The sequence below is a fragment of the Hymenobacter saemangeumensis genome (genome assembly GCF_039541835.1).
Taxonomy (GTDB): domain Bacteria; phylum Bacteroidota; class Bacteroidia; order Cytophagales; family Hymenobacteraceae; genus Hymenobacter; species Hymenobacter saemangeumensis.
In genome coordinates this window covers 18,403-39,893 of sequence record NZ_BAABGZ010000062.1, presented here as the reverse complement: position 1 = coordinate 39,893, position 21,491 = coordinate 18,403, and the positions used below count along the sequence as shown (strand labels likewise).

At 61.2% G+C, this 21,491-nt stretch carries 20 protein-coding genes; 8 read left to right on the top strand and 12 right to left on the bottom strand.

Going from position 1 to position 21,491, the window contains the following annotated elements:
• The first annotated feature begins 408 nt into the window (after positions 1 to 408).
• The 4 genes from ABD919_RS15055 to groL all read left to right on the top strand — a co-directional run bounded on the left by ABD919_RS15055 (position 409) and on the right by groL (position 4,763).
• Entirely contained in the window at positions 409 to 1,941 is a 1,533-nt protein-coding gene (locus tag ABD919_RS15055) for a TPR end-of-group domain-containing protein (protein ID WP_345236852.1), read from the top strand.
• A gap of 195 nt (positions 1,942 to 2,136) precedes the next feature.
• Positions 2,137 to 2,544: a preprotein translocase subunit SecG gene (gene secG / locus ABD919_RS15050; protein ID WP_345236851.1), complete on the top strand. Its 408-nt coding sequence runs from the start codon at positions 2,137 to 2,139 to the stop codon at positions 2,542 to 2,544.
• Positions 2,545 to 2,759: 215 nt separating this feature from the next.
• On the top strand, positions 2,760 to 3,050 hold the full coding sequence (gene groES, locus ABD919_RS15045; protein WP_345236850.1) for a co-chaperone GroES: 291 nt from the start codon (positions 2,760 to 2,762) through the stop codon (positions 3,048 to 3,050).
• Between the two features lie 63 nt (positions 3,051 to 3,113).
• Positions 3,114 to 4,763, top strand: coding sequence for a chaperonin GroEL (groL, locus tag ABD919_RS15040; RefSeq protein ID WP_345236849.1), 1,650 nt, complete (start codon positions 3,114 to 3,116; stop codon positions 4,761 to 4,763).
• A 365-nt stretch (positions 4,764 to 5,128) separates the two neighbouring features.
• On the opposite strand, the gene ABD919_RS15035 is transcribed toward groL, so the two are convergent.
• Together ABD919_RS15035 and ABD919_RS15030 are read right to left on the bottom strand one after the other, a co-directional pair.
• Positions 5,129 to 6,553, bottom strand: coding sequence for a peptide MFS transporter (locus ABD919_RS15035; RefSeq protein ID WP_345236848.1), 1,425 nt, complete (start codon positions 6,551 to 6,553; stop codon positions 5,129 to 5,131).
• Between the two features lie 150 nt (positions 6,554 to 6,703).
• Positions 6,704 to 7,618 (bottom strand): AraC family transcriptional regulator, encoded by a 915-nt coding sequence (locus ABD919_RS15030; RefSeq protein ID WP_345236847.1) that lies wholly within the window; start codon positions 7,616 to 7,618, stop codon positions 6,704 to 6,706.
• A 227-nt stretch (positions 7,619 to 7,845) separates the two neighbouring features.
• Here ABD919_RS15030 and pckA point away from each other — a divergent pair, with 227 nt between their 5' ends.
• Positions 7,846 to 9,486 (top strand): phosphoenolpyruvate carboxykinase (ATP), encoded by a 1,641-nt coding sequence (pckA, locus tag ABD919_RS15025; RefSeq protein WP_345236846.1) that lies wholly within the window; start codon positions 7,846 to 7,848, stop codon positions 9,484 to 9,486.
• 51 nt (positions 9,487 to 9,537) lie between these two features.
• Here pckA and ABD919_RS15020 read toward each other — a convergent pair whose 3' ends face one another.
• Positions 9,538 to 10,095 carry a hypothetical protein gene (locus ABD919_RS15020; protein ID WP_345236845.1) on the bottom strand — a complete coding sequence of 186 codons (558 nt, stop codon included), beginning with the start codon at positions 10,093 to 10,095 and terminating at the stop codon, positions 9,538 to 9,540.
• Positions 10,096 to 10,234: 139 nt separating this feature from the next.
• On the opposite strand from ABD919_RS15020, the gene ABD919_RS15015 reads away from it, so the two are divergent.
• Positions 10,235 to 10,762, top strand: coding sequence for an SRPBCC family protein (locus ABD919_RS15015; RefSeq protein WP_345236844.1), 528 nt, complete (start codon positions 10,235 to 10,237; stop codon positions 10,760 to 10,762).
• A gap of 270 nt (positions 10,763 to 11,032) precedes the next feature.
• Here the strand turns inward: ABD919_RS15015 and ABD919_RS15010 are convergent, their stop codons facing one another.
• Both ABD919_RS15010 and ABD919_RS15005 read right to left on the bottom strand, forming a co-directional pair.
• Entirely contained in the window at positions 11,033 to 12,421 is a 1,389-nt protein-coding gene (locus ABD919_RS15010) for a hypothetical protein (protein ID WP_345236843.1), read from the bottom strand.
• 150 nt (positions 12,422 to 12,571) lie between these two features.
• Positions 12,572 to 13,606, bottom strand: a complete 1,035-nt coding sequence (locus tag ABD919_RS15005) for an SDR family oxidoreductase (protein WP_345236842.1) — start codon at positions 13,604 to 13,606, stop codon at positions 12,572 to 12,574.
• Positions 13,607 to 13,771: 165 nt separating this feature from the next.
• Between ABD919_RS15005 and ABD919_RS15000 the strand changes: the two genes are divergently transcribed.
• Positions 13,772 to 14,470, top strand: coding sequence for a 16S rRNA (uracil(1498)-N(3))-methyltransferase (locus ABD919_RS15000; protein ID WP_345236841.1), 699 nt, complete (start codon positions 13,772 to 13,774; stop codon positions 14,468 to 14,470).
• A gap of 20 nt (positions 14,471 to 14,490) precedes the next feature.
• On the opposite strand, the gene ABD919_RS14995 is transcribed toward ABD919_RS15000, so the two are convergent.
• From ABD919_RS14995 to ABD919_RS14970, 6 genes are all read right to left on the bottom strand, one after another.
• Positions 14,491 to 15,771: a glycosyltransferase gene (locus tag ABD919_RS14995; RefSeq protein ID WP_345236839.1), complete on the bottom strand. Its 1,281-nt coding sequence runs from the start codon at positions 15,769 to 15,771 to the stop codon at positions 14,491 to 14,493.
• Positions 15,772 to 15,851: 80 nt separating this feature from the next.
• Positions 15,852 to 16,427, bottom strand: coding sequence for a Crp/Fnr family transcriptional regulator (locus ABD919_RS14990; protein ID WP_345236838.1), 576 nt, complete (start codon positions 16,425 to 16,427; stop codon positions 15,852 to 15,854).
• 125 nt (positions 16,428 to 16,552) lie between these two features.
• The gene (locus ABD919_RS14985; RefSeq protein WP_345236837.1) at positions 16,553 to 17,413 is read right to left on the bottom strand and encodes an alpha/beta hydrolase; all 861 of its coding nucleotides are present in this window, start codon (positions 17,411 to 17,413) and stop codon (positions 16,553 to 16,555) included.
• Positions 17,414 to 17,515: 102 nt separating this feature from the next.
• Positions 17,516 to 17,905, bottom strand: coding sequence for a hypothetical protein (locus ABD919_RS14980; protein WP_345236836.1), 390 nt, complete (start codon positions 17,903 to 17,905; stop codon positions 17,516 to 17,518).
• Positions 17,906 to 17,977: 72 nt separating this feature from the next.
• Positions 17,978 to 19,414, bottom strand: a complete 1,437-nt coding sequence (locus ABD919_RS14975; RefSeq protein ID WP_345236835.1) for an RtcB family protein — start codon at positions 19,412 to 19,414, stop codon at positions 17,978 to 17,980.
• Positions 19,411 to 19,944, bottom strand: coding sequence for a GNAT family N-acetyltransferase (locus ABD919_RS14970; RefSeq protein WP_345236853.1), 534 nt, complete (start codon positions 19,942 to 19,944; stop codon positions 19,411 to 19,413). The genes ABD919_RS14975 and ABD919_RS14970 overlap by 4 nt, the downstream gene beginning before the upstream one ends.
• Positions 19,945 to 20,199: 255 nt before the next feature.
• Here ABD919_RS14970 and ABD919_RS14965 point away from each other — a divergent pair, with 255 nt between their 5' ends.
• A complete protein-coding gene (locus ABD919_RS14965) occupies positions 20,200 to 20,862 on the top strand; it encodes a DUF4159 domain-containing protein (protein WP_345236834.1) in 663 nt (220 codons plus the stop codon).
• Between the two features lie 69 nt (positions 20,863 to 20,931).
• Here ABD919_RS14965 and ABD919_RS14960 read toward each other — a convergent pair whose 3' ends face one another.
• Positions 20,932 to 21,480: a hypothetical protein gene (locus ABD919_RS14960; protein ID WP_345236833.1), complete on the bottom strand. Its 549-nt coding sequence runs from the start codon at positions 21,478 to 21,480 to the stop codon at positions 20,932 to 20,934.
• Positions 21,481 to 21,491: the final 11 nt, after the last annotated feature.

Genomic DNA, 21,491 nt, shown 5'->3' with positions numbered 1-21,491 from the left:
TTTACCCTGGCCCAGGCCTCGTCGCTGGGCCTGCGCCTGGTGCAGAGCCTGGCCCGGCAGCTCGGCGGCCAGCTGCTGCTGCCCCCGGCCGGCCAGGCAGACTTTGTCATCTCCTTCCCCGCCGGGCCTGATGCCCCGCCCGCCGGTGATGCATTGGTATAGAGTATACTCCAAAAGAAAAGTAGCTACGGCTACCTGCAGCCCTTAAATCCACTCAGCTTGACCTACTACCCTGCCATGTAACCCAACAGGAAGCCCTGGGCTGCTTTACCACAGAAGCTGTTTAGGAGGTATCAAAACTCTCTCTTGACGTTACTGCTGTTTACTTCCAGGCCGCCATTGCGGCCGCTAGCACTGCAGGCTATGGAGGCAGAATAGGCCCGCGCCATTGAGCTATACCAGCGCCTGATGGCCATCCAGCCGAAGAAAGCCGACTATTTCCGGGCCCAGATTGACTCCCTGCCGCCCCGGCCCAGGCCTAGCTTTGCTGGTGCCGGTCGCCCGGCTTATCTGCTGGCTTATATTCGGGCCGATAGTGCAACGAAATGTGACGCCTCCATGCTGCGCAAACTCACGGCCTTCGCCGCATTTGCCATTGGCTTGTCCCCGGTCCGCGCCCAGCAGCCCGGGGTGGTAGCTGATACCGTCTGGTGCCGCAACCATCCCCGGCAGAGCTATGCGCTGTATTTGCCGGCTGGCTACAGTACCGCCCGGACCTGGCCGGTGGTGTATATGTTCGACCCCGCGGCCCAGGGAGCGCAGCCGCTGCGCCGCTACCAGGGCGCCGCCGATGCCTACGGCTTTATCCTGGCCGGCTCCAACAGCTCGGCCAATGGCGCCCTGGAAAGCTCGCTGGACGCGGCCCGGGTACTGCGGGCCGATATTGAGTCCCGCTACTCCGTGAACAAGCAACGGCTTTATACCAGCGGCTTCTCCGGCGGCTCCCGCGTGGCGTCGGCCGTGGCCATGCTCACCGAGGGCATAGTCGGCGTAGCTGGCTGCGGCGCCGGCCTGCCAGACCTGCCCCCATCGGTAAAGCTGCCCGCGGGGCTGGCTTACGCGGGGCTGGTGGGCCTCGACGACTCCAATTATGGCGAGATGCTGGAGCTGCGGGCCCAGTGGCGCGGGCAACACACCCCGCATACCTTACTTGTGTTTGATGGCGGCCACGACTGGCCTCCCGCGTCCACCTTTGGCCAGGCCCTGGAATGGCTGGAGCTGCAGGCAAGCAAAGCCGGACAGCGCGACAAGCAGCCGGACGGGCTGACGGCGTATTTCCAGAAAAGGCTGGCGGCGGCCCGGGCAATAGCCGAGCCGCTGGCTGCCTGGGAAGCTTACGAGCAGCTCCGCACCGACTTTGCCGGCCTGCTCGATGTTGCCGCAGCCCGGGAAGGCGCAGAGGCCCTGGCCCGGAAGCCGGAGCTGCAGCGGGCCCGCCAGCAGCAGCGGACCATCCTTCAGCGGGATAGTAGCTGGCAGCGGGAAACGGGCCGGGCCTATTACCAGGCCCTGGCCACCAGAGCCCAGCCCGGCACCGCACCAGATGCGGCCGGGTGGCGCAGCCGGGCAGCCGCGGTGCAGCAGCTCCGGCAGAGCTCTAATCCAGCCGAGCAACACCTGGGCAACCGGCAGCTGCACTTTTTACGCCTGCTGTTCGACAGCCAGGGCGAGGCCGCACTGGCCAATCAGGACTTCTGGGCCGCCGTCACCACCTTTCGGCTCTGGACTCTGGTGGAGCCGGGTTCGGCGGCGCCCTACTACCAGCTGGCCGCTGCCTATGCGCTGGAGGGCCAGTCGGCCCGGGCGTTCAAAGCGCTGGAACAAGCCCGCACCCAGGGCTTCAGCAGCCGGGCCGAGCTGGAGAGAAACCCGGCCTTCAGGAGCTTACGGGTAGATAAACGGTACCAGAAGCTCCTGGCTTCCCTGCCTGAGAAGCCTTGAGCCAAGGAAAGAAGAGCACGGCTCCCGGACCGAGCCATATCCCTTGAAAAGGCGCCGCAATGGGTCGAGGCATATGTTTTCAGGATATTTATCCGCCTCAGATAGTGAAACAGCCGGAAAATTTGGCGTACTTTGCGGCCTGATTTTAACCTGCAACCCCTGGCTTAGCCAATAAAGCCCAGCTTTTTACCCACCATGTACATTGCCCTCGTTATTCTGATTCTTCTCGTGTGCTTCCTGCTGGCCCTGGTGGTGCTGGCCCAAAACCCCAAAGGAGGTGGCCTTTCCAGCCAGTTTGGCGCCGGCGGTGCTGCCAACCTGATGGGCGTACGTCGCACCGGCGACCTGCTGGAGAAACTCACCTGGGGCTTTGCCATTGGCCTGGTGGTGCTGTCGCTGGGCAGCCACATGCTCACCGGCACCACGGCCGGCCCGGTACGCAGCGTAAACCAGCAGCGTGCTCTGGAAACCAAGCTGCCGGCTCCGGCCGCTCCGGCTGGTGCTCCCGGCGCAGCTGCTCCTGGCACTGCAACCCCGGCTGGCACGCCCGAAGCCGGAGCTCCGGCCGCCGAGCCCGCCGCGGCTCCGACGCCTGCCGAGTAATTCCCTCCGCGATGATTGTGAAGCCGGTGGTCCCTAAGCGGGGCCACCGGCTTTTTTCTTTCCCGCCCCGCTACTTCTGACAGGGTCCGGGAACTAAATCCTGTCATTCGCCCGCCAAGTCTGCCACTTTTGTCAGGTTTGCCGCCTTGGCACAGGAAGTGACGAAGGGCAGCACACCCTGATTTTTCAACTTTCTTACTCCAAATACCACCAAAATGGCACTTAGCATGAAACCGCTAGCCGACCGCGTCATCATCAAGGCCGCGGCCGCCGAGGAAAAAACCAAGTCTGGCATCATCATCCCCGACACCGCCAAGGAAAAGCCCCAGCGCGGCGAAGTGGTTGCCGTTGGCGAAGGCAAAGTGGCAGACAGCGGCTCGCTCATCAAGCCCCAGGTAAGCGTGGGCGACCAAGTGCTTTACGGCAAGTACGCCGGCACGGAAATCACCATCGATGGCGAGGACTACCTCATCATGCGCGAGTCGGACATTTTCGCCGTGCTCTAGGCCTGTCCTGGACCGCGAGAATTCCCCATCACCTCATACCCAAAATCACCTCATCCCTAAAAGATGGCTAAGAACATCCAATTCGATACCGACGGCCGCGACAAGCTGAAGCGCGGCGTAGACAAACTGGCGAATGCCGTGAAAGTGACCCTGGGCCCCAAAGGCCGCAACGTCATTATCGACAAGAAATTCGGTGCCCCGAGCATCACCAAGGACGGCGTGACCGTGGCCAAGGAAATTGAGCTGCGCGACCCCATCGAGAACATGGGTGCCCAGCTGGTGAAGGAAGTAGCTTCCAAAACCGCCGACCAGGCCGGCGACGGCACCACCACGGCTACCGTACTGGCCCAGGCCATCTACACGGCCGGCTCCAAGAACGTAGCCGCCGGTGCCAACCCCATGGACCTGAAGCGCGGCATCGACAAGGCCGTACAGGCCGTGGTTGCCAACCTCAAGGCGCAGTCGAAGAAGATTGAGAACAGCGCTGAAATTGCCCAGGTAGGCACTATCTCGGCCAACAACGACTCCGAAATCGGCAAGATGATTGCCGACGCCATGGACAAAGTGGGCAAGGAAGGCGTTATCACCGTGGAAGAAGCCCGCGGCACCGAGACCGAAGTAAAAACGGTAGAAGGCATGCAGTTCGACCGCGGCTACCTCTCCCCCTACTTCGTGACCAACCCCGAGAAGATGGAAGTGGAGATGGACTCGCCCTTCGTGCTCATCTACGACAAGAAGGTGAGCACCATGAAGGAGCTGCTGCCCGTGCTGGAGCAGGTGCTGCAGACCGGCAAGCCCCTGGTTATCATCTCCGAAGATGTTGACGGTGAGGCCCTGGCTACCCTGGTAGTAAACAAGCTGCGCGGCTCGCTGAAAATCGCGGCCGTGAAGGCTCCCGGCTTCGGCGACCGTCGTAAGGCCATGCTCGAAGACATTGCCGTACTCACTGGCGGTACCGTTATCAGCGAAGAGCGCGGCTACAAGCTCGAAAACGCCACCCTGGACTACCTGGGCACGGCCGAGAAAATCATCATCGACAAAGACAACACGACCATTGTCAACGGCAAGGGTCAGAAGGAAGACATCACGGCCCGCGTCAACCAGATTAAGGCCCAGATGGAAACCACTACTTCCGACTACGACAAGGAGAAGCTGCAGGAGCGCCTGGCCAAGCTGTCGGGTGGCGTAGCCATCCTCTACATCGGTGCCAGCACCGAAGTGGAGATGAAGGAAAAGAAAGACCGGGTAGACGATGCCCTGCACGCCACCCGCGCCGCCGTTGAGGAAGGCGTGGTACCCGGCGGCGGCGTGGCCCTGGTGCGCGCCCTGGAGTCGCTGGAAGCCGTGGATACCCACAACAGCGACGAGCGCACCGGCGTCAACATCATCCGCACGGCCCTGGAGGCTCCCCTGCGTACCATCGTGGCCAACGCCGGCGGCGAAGGCTCGGTAGTGGTGCAGAAGGTGCGCGAAGGCAGCGGCGACTTCGGCTACAACGCCCGCGAAGACCGGTACGAGAACCTGGTGGCTGCCGGTATCATCGACCCCACCAAGGTGACCCGCCTGGCCCTCGAAAACGCTGCTTCTATCGCCGGCCTGCTGCTGACGACCGAAGCTGTGATTTCGGACGAGCCCGAAGAAGACAAAGGCGGTGCCGGTGGCGGCGCTGCCGGCGGCATGGGCGGCATGGGCGGCATGGGCGGCATGATGTAAAATCGCTGATTGCTGCTGATTCGGCTGATTACGCTGATTCTGGTAGTCACAAAAAAGCCCCGCTGGCGTTGCCGGCGGGGCTTTTTTGTAACTAGCAGTGCAGAACGGCGTGGTGCCACGAATTGCCCGAAGGGCTTCGTGGTACCACTAAAACCTGAACGAGGACACAGTGCTGCAGACAACTACGTGCCATAAATTAACCGAAGGCCTACGTGGTACCACTAATACCTAAACGGCCTTCTGTTCTGGCTATTAGTGGTACCACGAACCGCTGCGCGGAATTCGTGGCACCACACCAAACACAAAAAAAAGCCCCCGACACAGTTCGTGCCGGGAGCTTCACTATTTGAGCAGGCTACAGGCTATTAGCCGCGGCCGTGCATCATGTGGAAGAGCTTCTTGGCAATGGCAACCAGCAGGAAGCCAGCCAGGATAACGAAGGCTGCGATAAGGCCAAATACTTTCAGGGCGCCCAGCTCCTCCACGTAGGAAGCGATATAGCCGCCGGCAATCTGAGCCACGAAGGGCGCCAGGAACCACACGCCCATGAGCATAGAGGCATAGGTAACCGGCGCCAGGCGCGTCACCATGGACAGACCGATGGGCGACAGGCACAGCTCGCCGATGGTGTGGAAGAAGTAAGTAGCCAGCAGCCACATGATGCTGGCCTTCACGGTTTCGTCGGCTACGTCACCACCGCGCTGCAGCACAGCGCCAACCATGAACAGGAAGCCTACGCCGAGCAGAATCATGCCCAGGCCCATTTTCACGGGAATGCTCAGGTCGCGGTTTTTAGCCGCTAGGTTGGTCCAGAAGCCAGCCAGCAGCGGAGCCAGCGCTACGATGAACAGCGGGTTTACCGACTGAAACCAGGAAGTAGGAATTAGGTAGCCGAACACCTCGCGGTTGATGTATTTGTCGGTGTAGAGCGTAAGCGAAGAACCCGCCTGCTCGAAGCCGGCCCAGAAGAACACTACCAGGATGGTGATAATGAAGATTACGGCCATGCGGTCGGTCTCCTCTTTGGTCAGCACTTGCTTTACTACCACTTCATTCGTGTCTTTCTTCACCGGAGCCAGGCCCAGGTTGCCGAGCAGGCGTGGGCCAACCAGGTTGAAGATAAGCTGCCCCAGCACCATGCCCATACCAGCCGCCAGGAAGCCGTAACGGAAGCCAAAAGAGCTTACCTGCTCAACCCCGTCGACCACCGTCTTGGTGGCAAACAGGTCTTCGGCCAGGTAGCCGCACACCAGCGGTGCCAGGAAGGCTCCAATGTTGATGCCCATGTAAAAGATGGTGAAGGCCGAGTCGCGGCGCGGGTCACCCTGCTGGTAAAGCTGGCCTACCAGCGTGGAGATATTGGGCTTAAAGAAGCCGTTGCCGATGATAATGAGCAGCAAGCCCAGGGCGGTGCCGCTAGGCAGGCCAAAAACGGCCGCCGGGCTGCCGGGCTGGGTGTAAAACAGGCTGAACTGCCCCAGGGCCATGAGCACGCCCCCGATGAGAATGGCCCGGCGCTGCCCGATAAACTTATCGGCCAGCCAGCCCCCGATGATGGGAGTGAAGTATACAAAGCCGGTGAAGTAGCCGTAAATCAGGGTAGCGGTTGCCGTGGGCACCCCCAATCCGCCGGCGAGTACCGACTTGGTCAGGTAAAGCACCAGCAGGCCACGCATGCCATAGTAGCTGAAACGCTCCCACATTTCTGTGAAGAAGAGCATGTACAGCGCCTTCGGGTGTCCTTGTTTAACGGCCGGCGCAGACTCGTGCGTGGCGGTAGCAGTTTGCATATTGGGGTTAATTAAGTGAGAGATTGGGATGTGAAATGTGTAAAATGCCCTTCTCTTTGCGGATTAGGCAAAAAGGGGTTGGTAAATCTAGGAAAGAATCGGCACTATGCCGGCCCAACAGCAAATAATCGCAGCTTTGTTCGCCCGCTCCTACTCCGCCGGCTCGGGCCGCTGCGCTTTGGCCTGGCCTTCGCTGCGGTAGGCCTTGGCGCGGTAAGCCCCGGGCGAGAGGCCGGTTTGCTTGCGGAAAAAGCGGGTGAAGTAGCCGGCATCGGCAAACTGCAGGGCGTAAGCAATTTCCGACACTGACAGCGAGGTGTATATAAGGTAGTTGTGGGCCTTGCGGATGGTGTGGGCGTGCACAATCTGCTGGGCCGTCTTGCCTTTCACCGCCTGGCAGATGCGGTTGAGGTGCACGGGCGTAATCTTGAGCTCCTGGGCAAACTCGGCAATCTTTTTACCCGAGGGCGCCGCCCCGATGGCTTTCTGAAACTCGCGGAAGTAGTGCAGGGCCCGGTTGGAGTTGTCGGCTTCCTTGCGCTGCTGCTGCAGCAGGCGGTAGATTTTCAGAAACAGCAGCTTGAAGTAGGCGTTCAGGGCCAGCTGCTTGCCGGGCAGGTCCAGGTTCATCTCGGTGTGGATGTGCTGTTCCAGGGCCAGCAGGTCGGCAAAGCTCACTTCGTCGTTGAAGTCGGACAGGATACGCACCGAGTTCACCTCCACCAGCACGGCCGGCGTGGCTTGCAGGATGGTGTCCATCAGGGCCTCGGCCAGGGTGAGGGTGCGGCCCTGCACCTGGGGGCTGAAGGTGAAGCTGTGCACGGTACCCGCCGGAATGAGCACCATGCAGGGCGTGGTGAGCTCCACCGACTCGGTGGAGTGAAAGGACGCCCGGCCCGCTTCGAGAAAAAACAGCTGGAACAGGTTGCCGTGCAGGTGAGGCTTGAGGCCCCAGTCGCTGGGCCGGGTGCGGGGCACAATCAATTCACTCTGCAGGTAGTCGTGCGAGACGCGGGCCTTGTCGTCGCCGTATAAGCCGTTGTAATGTGCTATCTTTTCTTTCATGGAGCGGGAACGATTGCAGAAAATCGGGCCTGAATTGTATGAATGGCGACGAGTGAACGTGCAGCGAAAGGCTGAAACCAGCCCCCAAACGCCATTATTTCCGTACTCAACCGCAACTTAGGTTTGATTTGTCCCAGTAAAGTTGCGAATTGTTTCACTCCGCTTGCAAGCCCTGATTTTACCTTTGTACTATTAATTCTTCATTCCCACCTACATTTTTCATTCCCATGTCCGAGTCCACCGCTTCCCTGTCGACTGCAGCTGACCGCCTGCGCCCGTTGGGTTTCTCCCAGACGGGCACCGTACACCTTAACCTGACGCCGGCCGAGCTGGTGGAGCACGCCCTGCGCAACGGCGAAGGCACGCTCACCGACACCGGCGCCCTGATGGCCGACACCGGCAAGTTTACCGGCCGCTCGCCCAAGGACCGGTTTGTAGTGCGCGACGCCAACACCGAAGACAGCGTGTGGTGGGGCGACATCAACATTCCCTTCGACGCCGACAAGTTCGACCAGCTGCACGAGAAGATGCTGGCTTACCTGGCCGACAAGGACCTCTACGTGCGGGAAGCCTACGCCGGCGCCAACCCCGACTACCAGCTGAAGCTGCGCATCGTGAACGAGCAGGCCTGGCACAACCTGTTTTGCTACAACATGTTCCTGCGCCCCGCCGCCGGTGCCGACACCTCCTGGGCGCCCGACTTCAGCATCATCTGCGCCCCCGGCTTTGAGGCCGACCCGGCCGTGGACGGCACCCGGCAGCCCAACTTCGCCATCCTCAACTTCACCAAGAAGATGATTCTGATTGGCGGCACGGGCTACGCCGGCGAGATGAAGAAAGGCATCTTCGGCGTGCTGAACTACCTGCTGCCCCACGAGCACAACACCCTGAGCATGCACTGCTCGGCCAACGTAGGCGCCGACGGCGACACGGCCGTGTTCTTTGGCCTGTCGGGCACTGGCAAAACCACTCTCTCGGCCGACCCCAACCGCGGCCTCATCGGCGACGACGAGCACGGCTGGACGCCCGACGCCGGCATCTTCAACTTCGAAGGCGGCTGCTACGCCAAGGTGATTGACCTGAGCCGGGAGAAGGAACCCCAGATTTGGGATGCCATCCGCTTCGGCTCCATCGTGGAGAACACCCGCTTCGTTCCCGGTACCCACACCGTGGACTACGCCAACAAGAGCGTAACCGAGAACACCCGCACCGCCTACCCCATTCACTTCATCGACAACGCCATCGAGCCCTCGGTGGCCGATGCGCCGAAGAACATCTTCTTCCTGACGGCCGATGCCTTCGGCGTGCTGCCTCCCATCTCGCGCCTCGACAAGAGCCACGCCATGTACCACTTCATGAGCGGCTACACTGCCAAGGTGGCCGGCACGGAAATGGGCGTGACCGAGCCGCAGACCACGTTCTCGGCCTGCTTCGGCGCCGTGTTCCTGCCCCTGCACCCCACCAAGTACGCCGAGATGCTGGGCCAGAAGATGGACGAGAACCCCGACGTGAACGTGTGGCTGGTGAACACCGGCTGGACGGGCGGCTCCTACGGCGTCGGCTCGCGCATGAAGCTGGGCTACACCCGCGGCATGATTACCGCCGCCCTGAATGGGCAGCTGAACGAGGTGAAGTTCACCAAGCACCCCATCTTCGGCGTGGAAGTGCCCGGCGCGGTGCCCGGCGTGCCCACCGAAATCCTGGACCCCCGCAACACCTGGGCCGACAAAGCTGCCTACGACGCTACCGCCGCCTCGCTGGCCGATAAGTTCGTGGCCAACTTCAAGAAGTATGCCGACTACGCCAACGAGGAAATCCTGGCCGGCGCTCCCAAAGTAGCCGTAGCGGCCACTGCTGAAGTAGCTTAATTACTGTTTAAGGTAAAAAAAGCCCCGCTGGTTTGTTCCAGCGGGGCTTTTTTATTCATTGCCTGGCATGCCGTCCGGATTAGATATCGAATGCCCCTTCTGTATGAGAAAATGAAGCAACTGCTTATAAGTAGCGGTATCGGCCTCTACTTCCTCTCCCGTATGAGTTAACATCTGGTCACAATCGAAGCAGATGTTGAGCACAGCGGTTAAATTATCCTGGGCATCATAGAAAGCCAAGGCATCCCGATACACCGGTCCACACATCCAATACATTCTATTAAGGACTGGTGCCTGCAATATGCCCGCTAGCTCAAGCTGTTCTGGCGAGTCTCTACTGATTACTGACACCGGTGAGGCGGTTATATTGTAAGCCGTTGGCCCTTGAGTCAGGCTCAGCATGTCAATGCCATGGGTGCGCTCCAAAAGGCGGAGCTGTTTCCGAAGTAAGGGAAGCTGGGAAGAAGGCACCACCAACAGCTGGCTGCGAATTTCTTTGACCAAAAGCTTGGCAGCTTCTTGAATGGCATCAAGCTTGGGTCCCCGGTTAAGCGAGTATGTTATGATGTAGTCGAAGCTTGTAGCTAGCCAGAACTCGCTGGTGGTCATATTTCTTTAACTGGTCTTATTAAATACCTGCTAGTGGCAAATGTAGGCTTCCTCATCATTGGACGAAATTGAAGCATGTTTTCATTGAACCAGCGGCAGGCAACGCCCATGTATAGCGGAGGAGTCTGGAAGGATACTTATGCAAACCAATTCCCCAACCTCGCCCATCATCACCGCCAGGCGCAGCATTATAATTAACGCCCCGCTTGCCGCGGTATTTGCATTCGCCGCCGACCTGCGCAACGACGCCCAGTGGCGAGCCGAAGTCCACGGAACAGAGCTCAGTACCCCACAGCCCCTGCCGGGCAGCGTGGCCACGGAGGACGCTTTCCTTTCGGCGAAAGTACCCCACTCCATCAAGCGGCTGCTATACCTGCGCTATGATGACGGGCAGCTGATGCGCTGCACCACGGAAGCCGGCGACCCGAACTGGCTGAGCATGGAACGCCGCTTCCAGCGTGTGGGGACGCAGGCCACGCGCCTGGAGTACGCCCTGGAGTTCGAGCGCAAGGTGGTGGATGAGGCAATGGGCTTTGCTCCGCCCCTATGGTTCCTGCGCTGGTACACCAACTGGATGATGGGCCGCTACCTGCGCAAGCTGAAAGGGCTGCTGGAAGCCGAGCAAAAAACGGCGGTGCCCGCCGCTTCGCTGCAACGGGCGGGTTAAGCAACGCCTAGCGCAGTACCCGCCGTATGGCTTTCAGGCCGGAGCCATCGGTGAAAACCAGCACGAATACGCCCCCGGCCGGCAGCTGTAGCTCCAGTACGCCGGGCGAAAGCTCCCGGGTGTACAGCAGCTGACCCAGGACGTTGTAGACCTGCAGGTCATAAGGCTGGCTGGTCTGTACCGACAGCAGCCCAGGGCCGGGATTGGGAAACAGGCTGATGTCGGCGCCAAAAGCAGCGGCAGTGGCTGCCGTCGCGGTGGCACACCCTCCTACCGCCAGCTGCAGGGGGCTGTTCCGTTGCTGCTGGTAGCCGGCCGCCGTGCCGGTTGGAGGGTGGGCGCGTCGAAATACAGGCTGCGGGTAGTTTGCAGCGTGCGGAAGTGGGTGGAGGCCGTGCCGCAGCCCCCGCCGAGCGGGTCGGTGCAGACGCTGCCGTTGAGGAACTGCACGCTCACGCCGCTGGTGCCCCAGGCCTGCCCGTCGCCGGTGCAGTTGGAGGCCGGGTTGGCGCTGTTGTCGTCGTAGTAAGACGAAAACGTAGCATCGGTGGCCGTGAGCGTTGTAGCACGGCTGTGCAGGACCGACAGCGTGCCGGGCGCCCCGCTTACCTGTTCCCAGCGCAGGTCGCCCAGGGCTACAACGTCGGGCCGCCCGTCGATGACCACCCCATTCGTGTTGAAGTTGTTGCGGTACACCATGCCATTGGCTGCCGGGCTATAGTCGAAGGCGTCGAAGATGCTCACGATGTTGTGCACCCGCAGGTCGGTAATGATGTCGTGCCGCCCCTCATAGAACAAGTGCGTACGCTGAGTCAGGGGGCCGCTCACGGCGCCCATGTAGGAGCGAATAACCCGCAAGGGGCCGGCTTTCACCGTCACGAAGGCGTTTTCGGCTGCCGAGAAGGCATCTTCGTGGCGAATGCAGTTGCCATTGGCAAAGAAGTTCTTGTGGCGGTCGAGAATGTCGGTGTTGGAGCCTATGGCCAGCTTCAGCTCGTCGCTTACCCACTCGGCGGCGAAGTGCCAGCTGTAGCGGGCGGTGCTGATGGTGGTGTTCTCAACATTGGCGCCCATGAGGTGGGCCGGGTAGCCGGGTGTAGTGGCCAGGTTGGAGGCATAGTTCACGTAGCGCTGCCCGGCATTCTGCGCCAGCGCGCCAGCATTTTGGAAAAGGTACACGTACCCCAGCCCTCCTAAGGGGTCGGTAAGGCTTACTTCGCGGCAGCTGCCGGGTACTACGCCGGCGGGCAAGCTACCCGCCGGCGCTCGTCCGCCCGCATCTTTGGTCATGAACACCAGCTCATCGTCGGCATCAATGGTGGTCACCGGGTCGGCCCCGGTGAAGGTGCCGGCGTCGGTGTAGAAAAGGATGCGGGGGTTGTTCGGCGAAGGTGGATAGCCGGCCGCCGCTGCCAGCGCCCCGTAGGGCTTCACCACGTCGAGCAGGGCGCGCTCGTCTACCTGCACCGGAATCTGTTGCCAGGCGCTGTTGGCGTAGCGAAAGCCAACGACGTCGGCCGGACGCAGGCTGGCGAAGACCGACAGGCTGGCCCCGGTCATTACCACCGGCTCGGCGGGCCGATTCAGGGTACTGAGCTGGGCAGTAGCGGCTGGTGCCAGGCCCAGCAAAGCCCATAGGATGCAGTATTTCTTTTCCATGGGAAGCAGGCGAGCTTGTGGCCGCATGTGCGGCCTATAAGTTGAGGGATTACAGAGGTTTAGTTAACCTGAGGCCAATATAAAAAGAAAGCCGTGCTCGGCTGGAGCGTTAGTCCCAACCCAGCACGGCTTGCTATTCAGTTCGCTTCTTTATTGGCTGGCCTGCTTAAACTGCTTTTTCAGCTCGGCGCGGCTTAGCCAGGCAGCCAGCCCCAGGCCGGCACCGGCCACTACCGCCGCCGTCACGCCTGGATTAAGGGCGGCAGTGGTGTAGAAGCTGGTTTCGCGGGTGCGGCCCGGGTAGTTGCCGCGCTCCCGCAGGCTGCCGGCGGCGTGGTCCAGGCCGTTGTCGTGCAGGGGCCGGGCCGGGTAGTCGGCTTTTTCCTGCTTCACGAAGACGTTGGTCATGAACTTGTCGAACAGCGTGGGCGCCCAGTGGCGCATGCCGGTTATCATCTTGCCACCGCCGCCCACGGTGATTTCGCGCTCGGGCGTTTCGCAGCAGTGCAGGATGGCGCGGGCCACGGTTTCGGGCGCGTAGGCCGGCGGGGCGTGCTGGGCCTCGCGCTCCATGTAGTTTTTGGCGTGCAGGGTGTAGGGCGTATCAATGGCCGCGGGCTTGATGAGCGTAACAGCCACCGGCGCCTCGTCCAGGTCCAGCTCCATGCGCAGGCCGTCGGTAAAGCCTTTCACGGCGTGCTTGCTGGCGCTGTAGATGCTTTGCAGAATGGCCGTGCTTTCCGAGAGCACGCTGCCAATGTTAACGATGGCACCGCCTGTGGCCTTCAGGTGCTTGGCTGCTTCCAGCGAGCCGTAAATCAGGCCCCACACATTGGTTTCGAACAGGTGGCGCATGTCTTCAATGGGCACTTCCTCCAGCTTGCCGTAGATGGACACCCCGGCGTCGTTCACCCAGGTATCGAAGCCGCCAAACTTCTCGATGGCTACCTCGGCAATGTGGCGCACGTCCTGCTCGCGGCACACGTCGGCCACCACGTAGGTAGCTTGCCCGCCGGCGTTGTTGATTTCGGCGGCCAGTTCACGCAGGGCATCTTCGCTGCGGGCGGCCAGCACCAGCCGGGCCCCGGCTTCGGCGGCCATGCGGGCCGTTACCAGCCCGATGCCCGACGAGGCGCCGGTGATGACAATAGTCTGGTCTTCGAGCTTTTTCAGTTTGATTTTCATAGGTGGAAAGAAAGGATGGGAGAAAGTTTCTGGCTTCTGGCTGCTTGTTTCTAGTTTGAACGACAACCACCAACCAGGAACCAGAAACAAGGGATACGACGTGGATAGCCCAGCGGTTTATTTTAGTCAGGCGCTGATTTAGGCCTGTTTCCGTTCTTTGCACCCATGCACACCTTCTTTGCCCCCGACCTCAGCGGCCCCACCTATACCCTGCCCGAAGACGAAAGCAAGCACGCCGTGCGGGTGCTGCGTCTGGCGGCGGGCGACGCCGTGGAGCTGCTCGACGGACGGGGCGGGCGCTACCAGGCCGCCGTGGCCGATGCCAACCCCAAGCGCTGCCAGCTGCGCATCAGCGCCCACGAGCAGCTGCCGCCCCGCCCCTACTTTACTCACGTAGCCGTAGCGCCCACCAAGAACCTCGACCGCATGGAGTGGTTCGTGGAAAAGGCCGTGGAAGTGGGCGTAGAGCGCATCAGCTTCCTGCGCTGCGCCCGCTCCGAGCGCCGCGAGCTCAAGCTGGAGCGCCTGGAAAAAATTGCTGTCAGCGCCCTCAAGCAGTCGGGCCAGACCTGGCTGCCCCAGCTCGACGAGCTGACCGACTTTGCGGCTTTTATCAAGGCAGCAGCGCCGGCTACCACTTTCATTGCCCACCTGGAAGAAGGCGAGCGCACCGACCTCAAGCAGGTAGTGGCGGCCGCTCCGCAGTGCTGCGTGCTCATTGGCCCGGAAGGCGACTTCACCCCGGCCGAGATTGAGCAGGCCCTGGGCCTGGGTATCAAGCCCGTGACGCTGGGCGAGTCGAGACTGCGCACCGAGACGGCGGCGCTGGCGGCCGTGTTCACGGCGCACATCGCCCGGGGCTGAACACGCCGCCTGCCTGGTCGTTAGTGTGCCGGCTCCCGCAGGCGCCAGGCCTGCTCAATAGCGGCCACGGCTCGCTCCACGCCATTTTCCGCGGCCAATAGCTGGCCCAGGGCCCGCGCTCGCTCCACTACAGCGGGCTGCAGGGCATAGGCAATGGCGGCCGCCAGGTTTTCGGCCGTCAGCTTTTCCCGGGGGATGGGCCGGCTGCCTACCCCCAGCTCGAACACGCGCTGGCCCCAGGCCGGCTGGTCGGCCTGGTGGGGCACCACCACGGTGGGCCGGCCCGCTGCCAGGCCGGCATGCACCGTGCCGGCCCCGCCGTGATGTACCACGGCTTTGGTGCGCGGAAAAAGCCAGGTATGCGGCACGCTTTCCACCAGCAGCATGCTGGACGGCAAGGGCTGGTCAGCGTCGGTTCGGCTCCAGCCCAGCCCCACCACGGCCCGCTGCCCACTGCGGCGCAGCGCCTCGGCCAGCAGAGCCAGCAAGCTGGCCGCGTCCTCCTGCTTCATGCTGCCAAACCCAATGTACAGCGGTGGCTCACCGGCTTCTAAAAACGCGGCCAGCGCCGGCGACGGCCGAAAGTCCTGGTCGGGCGGCAGCGCCCAGGCCCCGGTGGTGTGCGCATGAGGCCCCCAGGCCGGGTCGGGAGCAAACAGCCGGGCACTGTAGCCCAGCAGCACCGGCTGCCCGCTTTGCCAGTGCTGCTGCACGGCCGAGGTGCCAAAGCGGGCCGGTGCGGCTTGCTGCCGCCAGTAGGCCCGCACCATGGCTTTGGAAAAAGCCCAGAACATACGGTCGAACAGGTAATGGGTCAGCCGGTTGGCCAGTGCGCCCAGCTTTTGCCCCCGGTAAAACAAGATGGCCGGATAGGCGGCGGTAGGCAGCAGGGGAAAAGGGCTGGCCAGCACACTCAGCTGCCCGGCCGCCTGCGCCAGGAAAAACGGCAGCCCCATGCCCGGGTGGTACACCAGCACGTCGGCCCCAGCGCAGGCTGCGGCAATGCCTTCCTGCACCGCCACCTGCAGCCGGCGCACCTCGGCGGGTGGGCGCAGGGTGCGCCAGAAAAACCGGATAGGGTTGTTACTGCCCCGGGTGTCGCCCACCGCGCCCTGGTCCAGCAGCTGGCGCACGTCCACGTCCAGGGCCCGGAAGCCAAGCCCGTGCGCTTCTACAAAGGCGGCCTCGTTGCGGGCCGACACCAGCCGCACCGAGTGGCCGGCGGCCTGCAGGCCCAGTCCCAGGGCCAGATAAGGTTGAATGTCGCCCCGCGAGCCCAGGGCAACCAGTGCAATTTCCATAACGCTTGAACCCGGCCGCATCATTACCGGCCAGGACTGCAAAGGTGTAGCCCGGCCCGGGGGCGGGCACCTGACATTTGTTAGGAAACCACCTGCCGCCGGATGCGGCTCAGGCTTTCCGGCTTGATGCCCAGGTAGGAGGCCAGCTGCTGCACCGGCACGTGCAGCAGCACGGCCGGGTGCTGGGCCAGCAGCAGCCGGTAGCGCTGCTCGGCGCTGAGCGTGGCCAGGCTATTGGCCCGCCGGGCCGCGGCGCCCATGGCTTGCTCAAAAATCAGCAGGCTGAACTGCTTAAAGGCCTCGCTGCCGGCAATAAGGGCGGCCAGGTCGGCGTGGGCGATGCGCAGGACCTCGCAGGCGGTAATAGCTGCCAGGCTTTCGGGGGCCGGCTGCTGGTGAATAAAGCTGAGAAACGGCGTCAGGAAATCGCCCGGCAGCCCCAGGTGGGTGGTAATTTCACTGCCCTGCTCATCGGCGTAGTACAGCCGCATGTAGCCCGTACCAAGGAAGTACAAGTATTGCGGCACCGTACCCGCGGCTTGCACCACCGTGTTTTTCTTCACCGCCAGCGGCTGGAAATACCGTTCGCACAAGGCAATGTCGGCCGGGCTTAAGTTGCCGGAACGGGAGATGAGGTCGAGTAATTGCGGCAGCATGCTAATGAAAGAGGTTGGCCGGCAAAAGTAGGTTTCCCGGTCACTCCACCCGCATTGCCAGACCAGCGCCGCACAGGAGCGGGCCCATGCCCCCAGGCAGCCGTGGGAGCGCGGCAGCTGCCTGGCTATTTCGCCGGGTACAACCGCTTGAAGGCATTGTAAATCGCCTGGTGCGTCATGGTGGCGTGGTTTTCATTGGGCAGGTAATCATACACTACCTGGGCGCTGGCTCCGCGGTATTTCTTAATTGCCTGGGCCAGGCCTTCCGCGTCGGAAATCATCATTTTCCCTTCTTTGCCCACGCCAATGTAGACTTTTATGTTATTCTTGTTTTGTTGCTGCAACAAGGCCGGCGCCTGCCGCAGCAGCGCCTGCTTGTTCCACCACAGGCTGGGGCTAAGAATTAAATAGGTGTCGAAAAGACTGGGCTTTTTAAGCAGAATTTCGGTGGTCAGCAAGCCACCCAGCGACTGCCCTATAATGGTTTTGGAGTAATTGACTTTGTAGCTCTTTTCGACAAAAGGCTGCACTTCCTTTTCGATAAAGGCAATAAACTTCTCCGAGCCGCCGGCCTGCTCAAACCCCCGCTTGGGAAATCCCAGGGGTTCCAGAAAATCGAGGTTGGCGACTGGTGAAGTAAAATCCCGCTTGCGCGAAGTGTTGGCAATTCCCACCACAATGGACGGCGGAAACTGGTTTATCCAGGGGAAGTTAAAGAACTGCACCAGGCCTACCACGTGGATAAAATCCTCGTCGGCCGAGCCGTCGAGCAGGTAAATTACCGGGTACCTCGCCGCCGAATCAGGCGAGTATCCCGGCGGCAAGTACACGTTCAGCAGTCTTTGCTCCTTCAGTATTGCCGACGGAATGGTTTCCACTTTGCCCAGTACGAAGGGGGCCGATATCTGGCCTTGCTCCAGCCTGCCTTGTGCCGCCAGCGGCATGGCCAATGCCCAAAGGCAGGCTATCAATAAAAATCGTCTCATCATGTAGTTGGCCGTCAAATTCCCTATCGTTGTTTCTGCTGCAAATTAAAGTTGCTGACGCCGGGCGCAGCAGCGCACCCGCTCGGCCTGGACCTTGTCTTATTAACGTAATTTCCAGGCTTGTACCACTTGGGTTAGTTTCTTGATTTTACTGGCATCAATTGCTGGCCAATCGGCACCGTAGCTCCTGCTGCTGAATCTTTTCAGTGCCCGGTACCAAGGCAGCACCAGCTCCTGAACCGAGCCGGTTATACGCAGCCTTTCCTCGGCTTTGCTATTGAATGAATCACTGATAAGCACAATCAAAGTAACCGTGCTGCCACTCCATTCAAAGCACAGCCAGCACCATGCCGGCTCCAGGTGCCAGCCCATCCGGGCCGAGATGCCTTGCAATGCCAGAATCAGGGTGCTGCAGAGCTCCTCCAGCGGGTTTACGGGAACGTCGGAAACATCCAGCTCCAGGATTAACCCATCGGCGGCAATCAGCTCCACGGGCAGCCAGCCGTGCCTGGGCACGCCAAAGCCGACCTTCACCCTTACCGGACTGCGAAGCCTGCTCATTCGCTATTCCGGCGTCAGCGCCGAACAGTCTGCCTGCGTATCGGCAGCGGCGGCCAGTCGGGCTGCTTCCTTGACTTGTTTTTTCTTGCGCCACGGTGCATCCTGCTCCCAGTCGCCGGCCATGATGCAGCCGTAGGGCATCACCTCGTCAATAGTAGTAGCCAGGTTGAAGTCGGCTATCTGCCGTTTTACTTCCTCGGCATTCTTGTAGGCACTGGGCAACTCGGAAATATCAATCTGATTGAAGAAAAAGCGGGCATCAATGCCCTGGGTTTCTTCGGCAAACAGGGCTTCTTTGGTCTGGTTGCCTTTGCTGAACTTGTGGCGGGTGCGGCTCAGGTTGCGGCCGGCCCCGTGCGGGGCAAAGCCCAGGTTGTTGGCGGTGGTAGCGCCCTCCACAATGAGAATGGGCTGAGCCATGTTCAGCGGAATGATGCGCGGGCCGGTGATGTCGGGCATAAATTTCGGGTCCAGCGGCGTGGCCCCCTTGGCGTGGTAGTACAGGTCGCCGTCGCGGAACACGAAGTTGTGCTCATTCCAATATCGTTTCTGTACGGTGGCGCCCAGCGCCGTGGCCACGGCCTCGTGCAGGCACAGGTGGTTTTGTTTGGTCCACCGGCGTATGGTTTGCAGCGCCGCCCAGTAGGCCTGGCCCTCCGGCGTTTCGCTGGGAATCCAGGCATTTTGCGGGGCCGTGTCGGGCGAGATGTCCTGCCGGAACCGTTCGGCCACCTTCATGCCCTGGCTGTAGAGCACAGCGCCTGGGCCCCGCGAGCCATGGTGTGTCACCAGCATGGTGTCGCCGGTGGTGCGCGAGGTGCCCACGTACAGAAAGTGGTTGCCGTCGCCCTGGGTGCCCAGGTGTTCCTGGGCCAGGTTCAGGCTGCGCAGCGAATTCAGGTAAGGGTTGGCTTCAAACTCGGCCCGGATATCGGCCGGCAGCGCAAACTGCCGGTCGGCGGGACGGCCCCCAGGACCGAAGTGGGTTATCTGCTGGGCCGTGTCGAGCACGGTTTTCGGGTCGGTTTTGCCCAGGTTTGTCAGCATCACCGAGCAGCAGATGTCGGCCGAGTGCATGCCGGGGTGGATGGCGTTGCGCGTTACCACCACGCCGCCCACCGGAATGGTGCCCAGCGGCCCGGCCGGGCAGGCATCGGGCATAATGGCGCCCGTCACCACCGTGGGGGTGCGCATGAGCTGGCTCATCGACAGCTTCACGTAGTCGATGTTGGCCTGCTCCACGGCCGTGTCGGCGCTGATGTTCTCAAAGAAAGGCCGTGGCTCGGCCAGCAGCGGCAGCGCCGGCGCAGGCTTCACCGTGTCGAGGTAAGCATGCAGTGCTTCGCCGGTAAGGGCATGGGTGTTGATGTGCTCCAGGGCTTCTTTAAACCATTTGCCGGGCTTGAGGCCCAGGTCGAGTAAGTCTTTTCCGGTAATCATGATGCGCTGAGCTTTCCGTAATAAATCAAGTCCACGAGTTCACCGGCTGTCGTTTTGTAATCGCGCCGGATTACACCTTCTATCTCAAACCCAGCCTTCTCTGCTACCCGGCGGGCAGAAGTGTTGCTGTGGTGGGTTCTTAAAAACAATTTTTGAAAGCGGTGCTCGGCAAAGCAAAAATCCACAAACTGGCAGAATGCTTTGGTGGTGATGCCCTTGCCCTCGTATGCGACGTCGATGTAACAGCCCATTTCCGACTTGGGAATGCTCCAGTCAATGTTCTTCAGGTCCAGAAACCCGGCAATCTTCCCATTCGAGGTATCGACTATGATGTAAGGAAAGTAGGTCCGCTCTTTGGCCCGCTGGGTGATATCCAGTACAAAAGCCCGGGCTTCCTCCCGGGTTTTGGTTCGGGAAACCGTGCCGGTAAAGAAGCTCGCCAGCCGGGCCCGGTTGGTTTCCACCAGCTGAAAAAAAGCCTCAAAGTCCTCCGGGGTCAGTAGCCGGATTAAGTAGCCGTCAAAGTGCATCATTTCTACTGGCTTTCAACGCCAAATCTGTTTCAGGGCAATTTTAGAGCTGCCACGCCCGGCAAGTTAGGCTTGTTTGCCACAGCCGCCATCTACTCTCCCAGGGCCCAGCCAGCCGCAACGCTGCCATCAGAGGCATGTCTTTAGTCGGCACTTGTCCCGCTACTGGCAAGCCCATGGCTGCGCAGCTGCTACGCTGAACTTTCCCGGCCAGCCCTTACTTTGTAACGCAGGCCCTGTCCTGCTTCTTTTCCCATGCTCAGAAATCTGCTTCTCGCTGCTTCCCTCCTACTGTCGCTCACCGCGGCGGCGCCACCTTACAGCTTCCGCATTGCCAAGCTGCACTACGGTGGTGGGGGCGACTGGTACGCCAACAAAACTTCGCTGCCCAACCTGATTCAGTTCTGCAACCAGAGCCTGAAAACCAACATTGCCCCCGACGAAGCCACCGTGGAGCTGGACTCGCCGGAGCTGCTCACCTACCCTTTCGTGCACATGACCGGGCACGGCAACGTGACGTTTACTCCGGCTGAGGCCAGAAACCTGCGCCGCTACCTTACCGGCGGAGGCTTCCTGCACATCGACGACAACTACGGGCTGGACAAGTTTATCCGGCCCGAGATGAAAAAGGTATTTCCCGAGCTCGACTTCGTGGAGCTGCCTTTCTCCCACCCCATTTATAATTTGAAATACAAATTTCCGCGGGGCCTGCCCAAGGTGCACGAGCACGAAGGCAAGCGCGCCCAGGGCTTCGGCCTGATTTATAAAGGCCGCCTGGTGTGCTTCTACAGCTACGAGTGCGACCTGGGCAACGGCTGGGAAGACGTGGGCACCTACCCCGAAGACTCCCCCGCCGTGCACGAAGCTGCTTTGAAGATGGGCGCCAACCTGGTGACCTATGCGCTAACCCAGGACTAGATTTTAGTTAAAAGTTGAGAGTTAAAAGCCGGTACTGCTTTTTAACTTTTAACTCTCAACTTTTAACTCCTAAAACTGCCGGCGCTGCAGAATCTCGCTTAGCACAAAGGCGGCGCGCACATTCTCGGGCTGAGTTAGCAGGCGGCGCACGCTTTGGTTGAGGGGCAGGGCTTCCTGGCTTTGTTCCCTGACGCGGCGCAGCTCCCGCTCCTGCCAGTAGTCGGTGATGGGCGCTTCGGTGGAGGCGCGGGGCAGGGCGGCGGCGTACACCGGCACGGGGGCTTTGACTTCGAGCGAGTGGGGCGCCACTTCGGTCCGCTCCAGGGATTTAGGACGCACCGCGGTGCGCTCCTGCGACTGCGCCGGGCGCGCCAGCTCCTGGGGCAAGGGGCGGCCCGCCGGGGTGTGTTCGGCGGCTGGCTGGCCGGCGTTGCGCTCCTGCATCTGCTTCAGCATTTCCTGAAACGTGGGCTGCGGCAGGGTCGGCGTGGGCGCCCCCGTCTGCCGGGGCCGCTCCCGGCTTTCGCGCTCGGTCGTTTCCTGGGCCTTTTTAAACAGGTGGAACACATACACCCCAACGGCGAACAGTATCCAGAGCAGGGAATACACCTTTTCCATAGTGCAGCGAA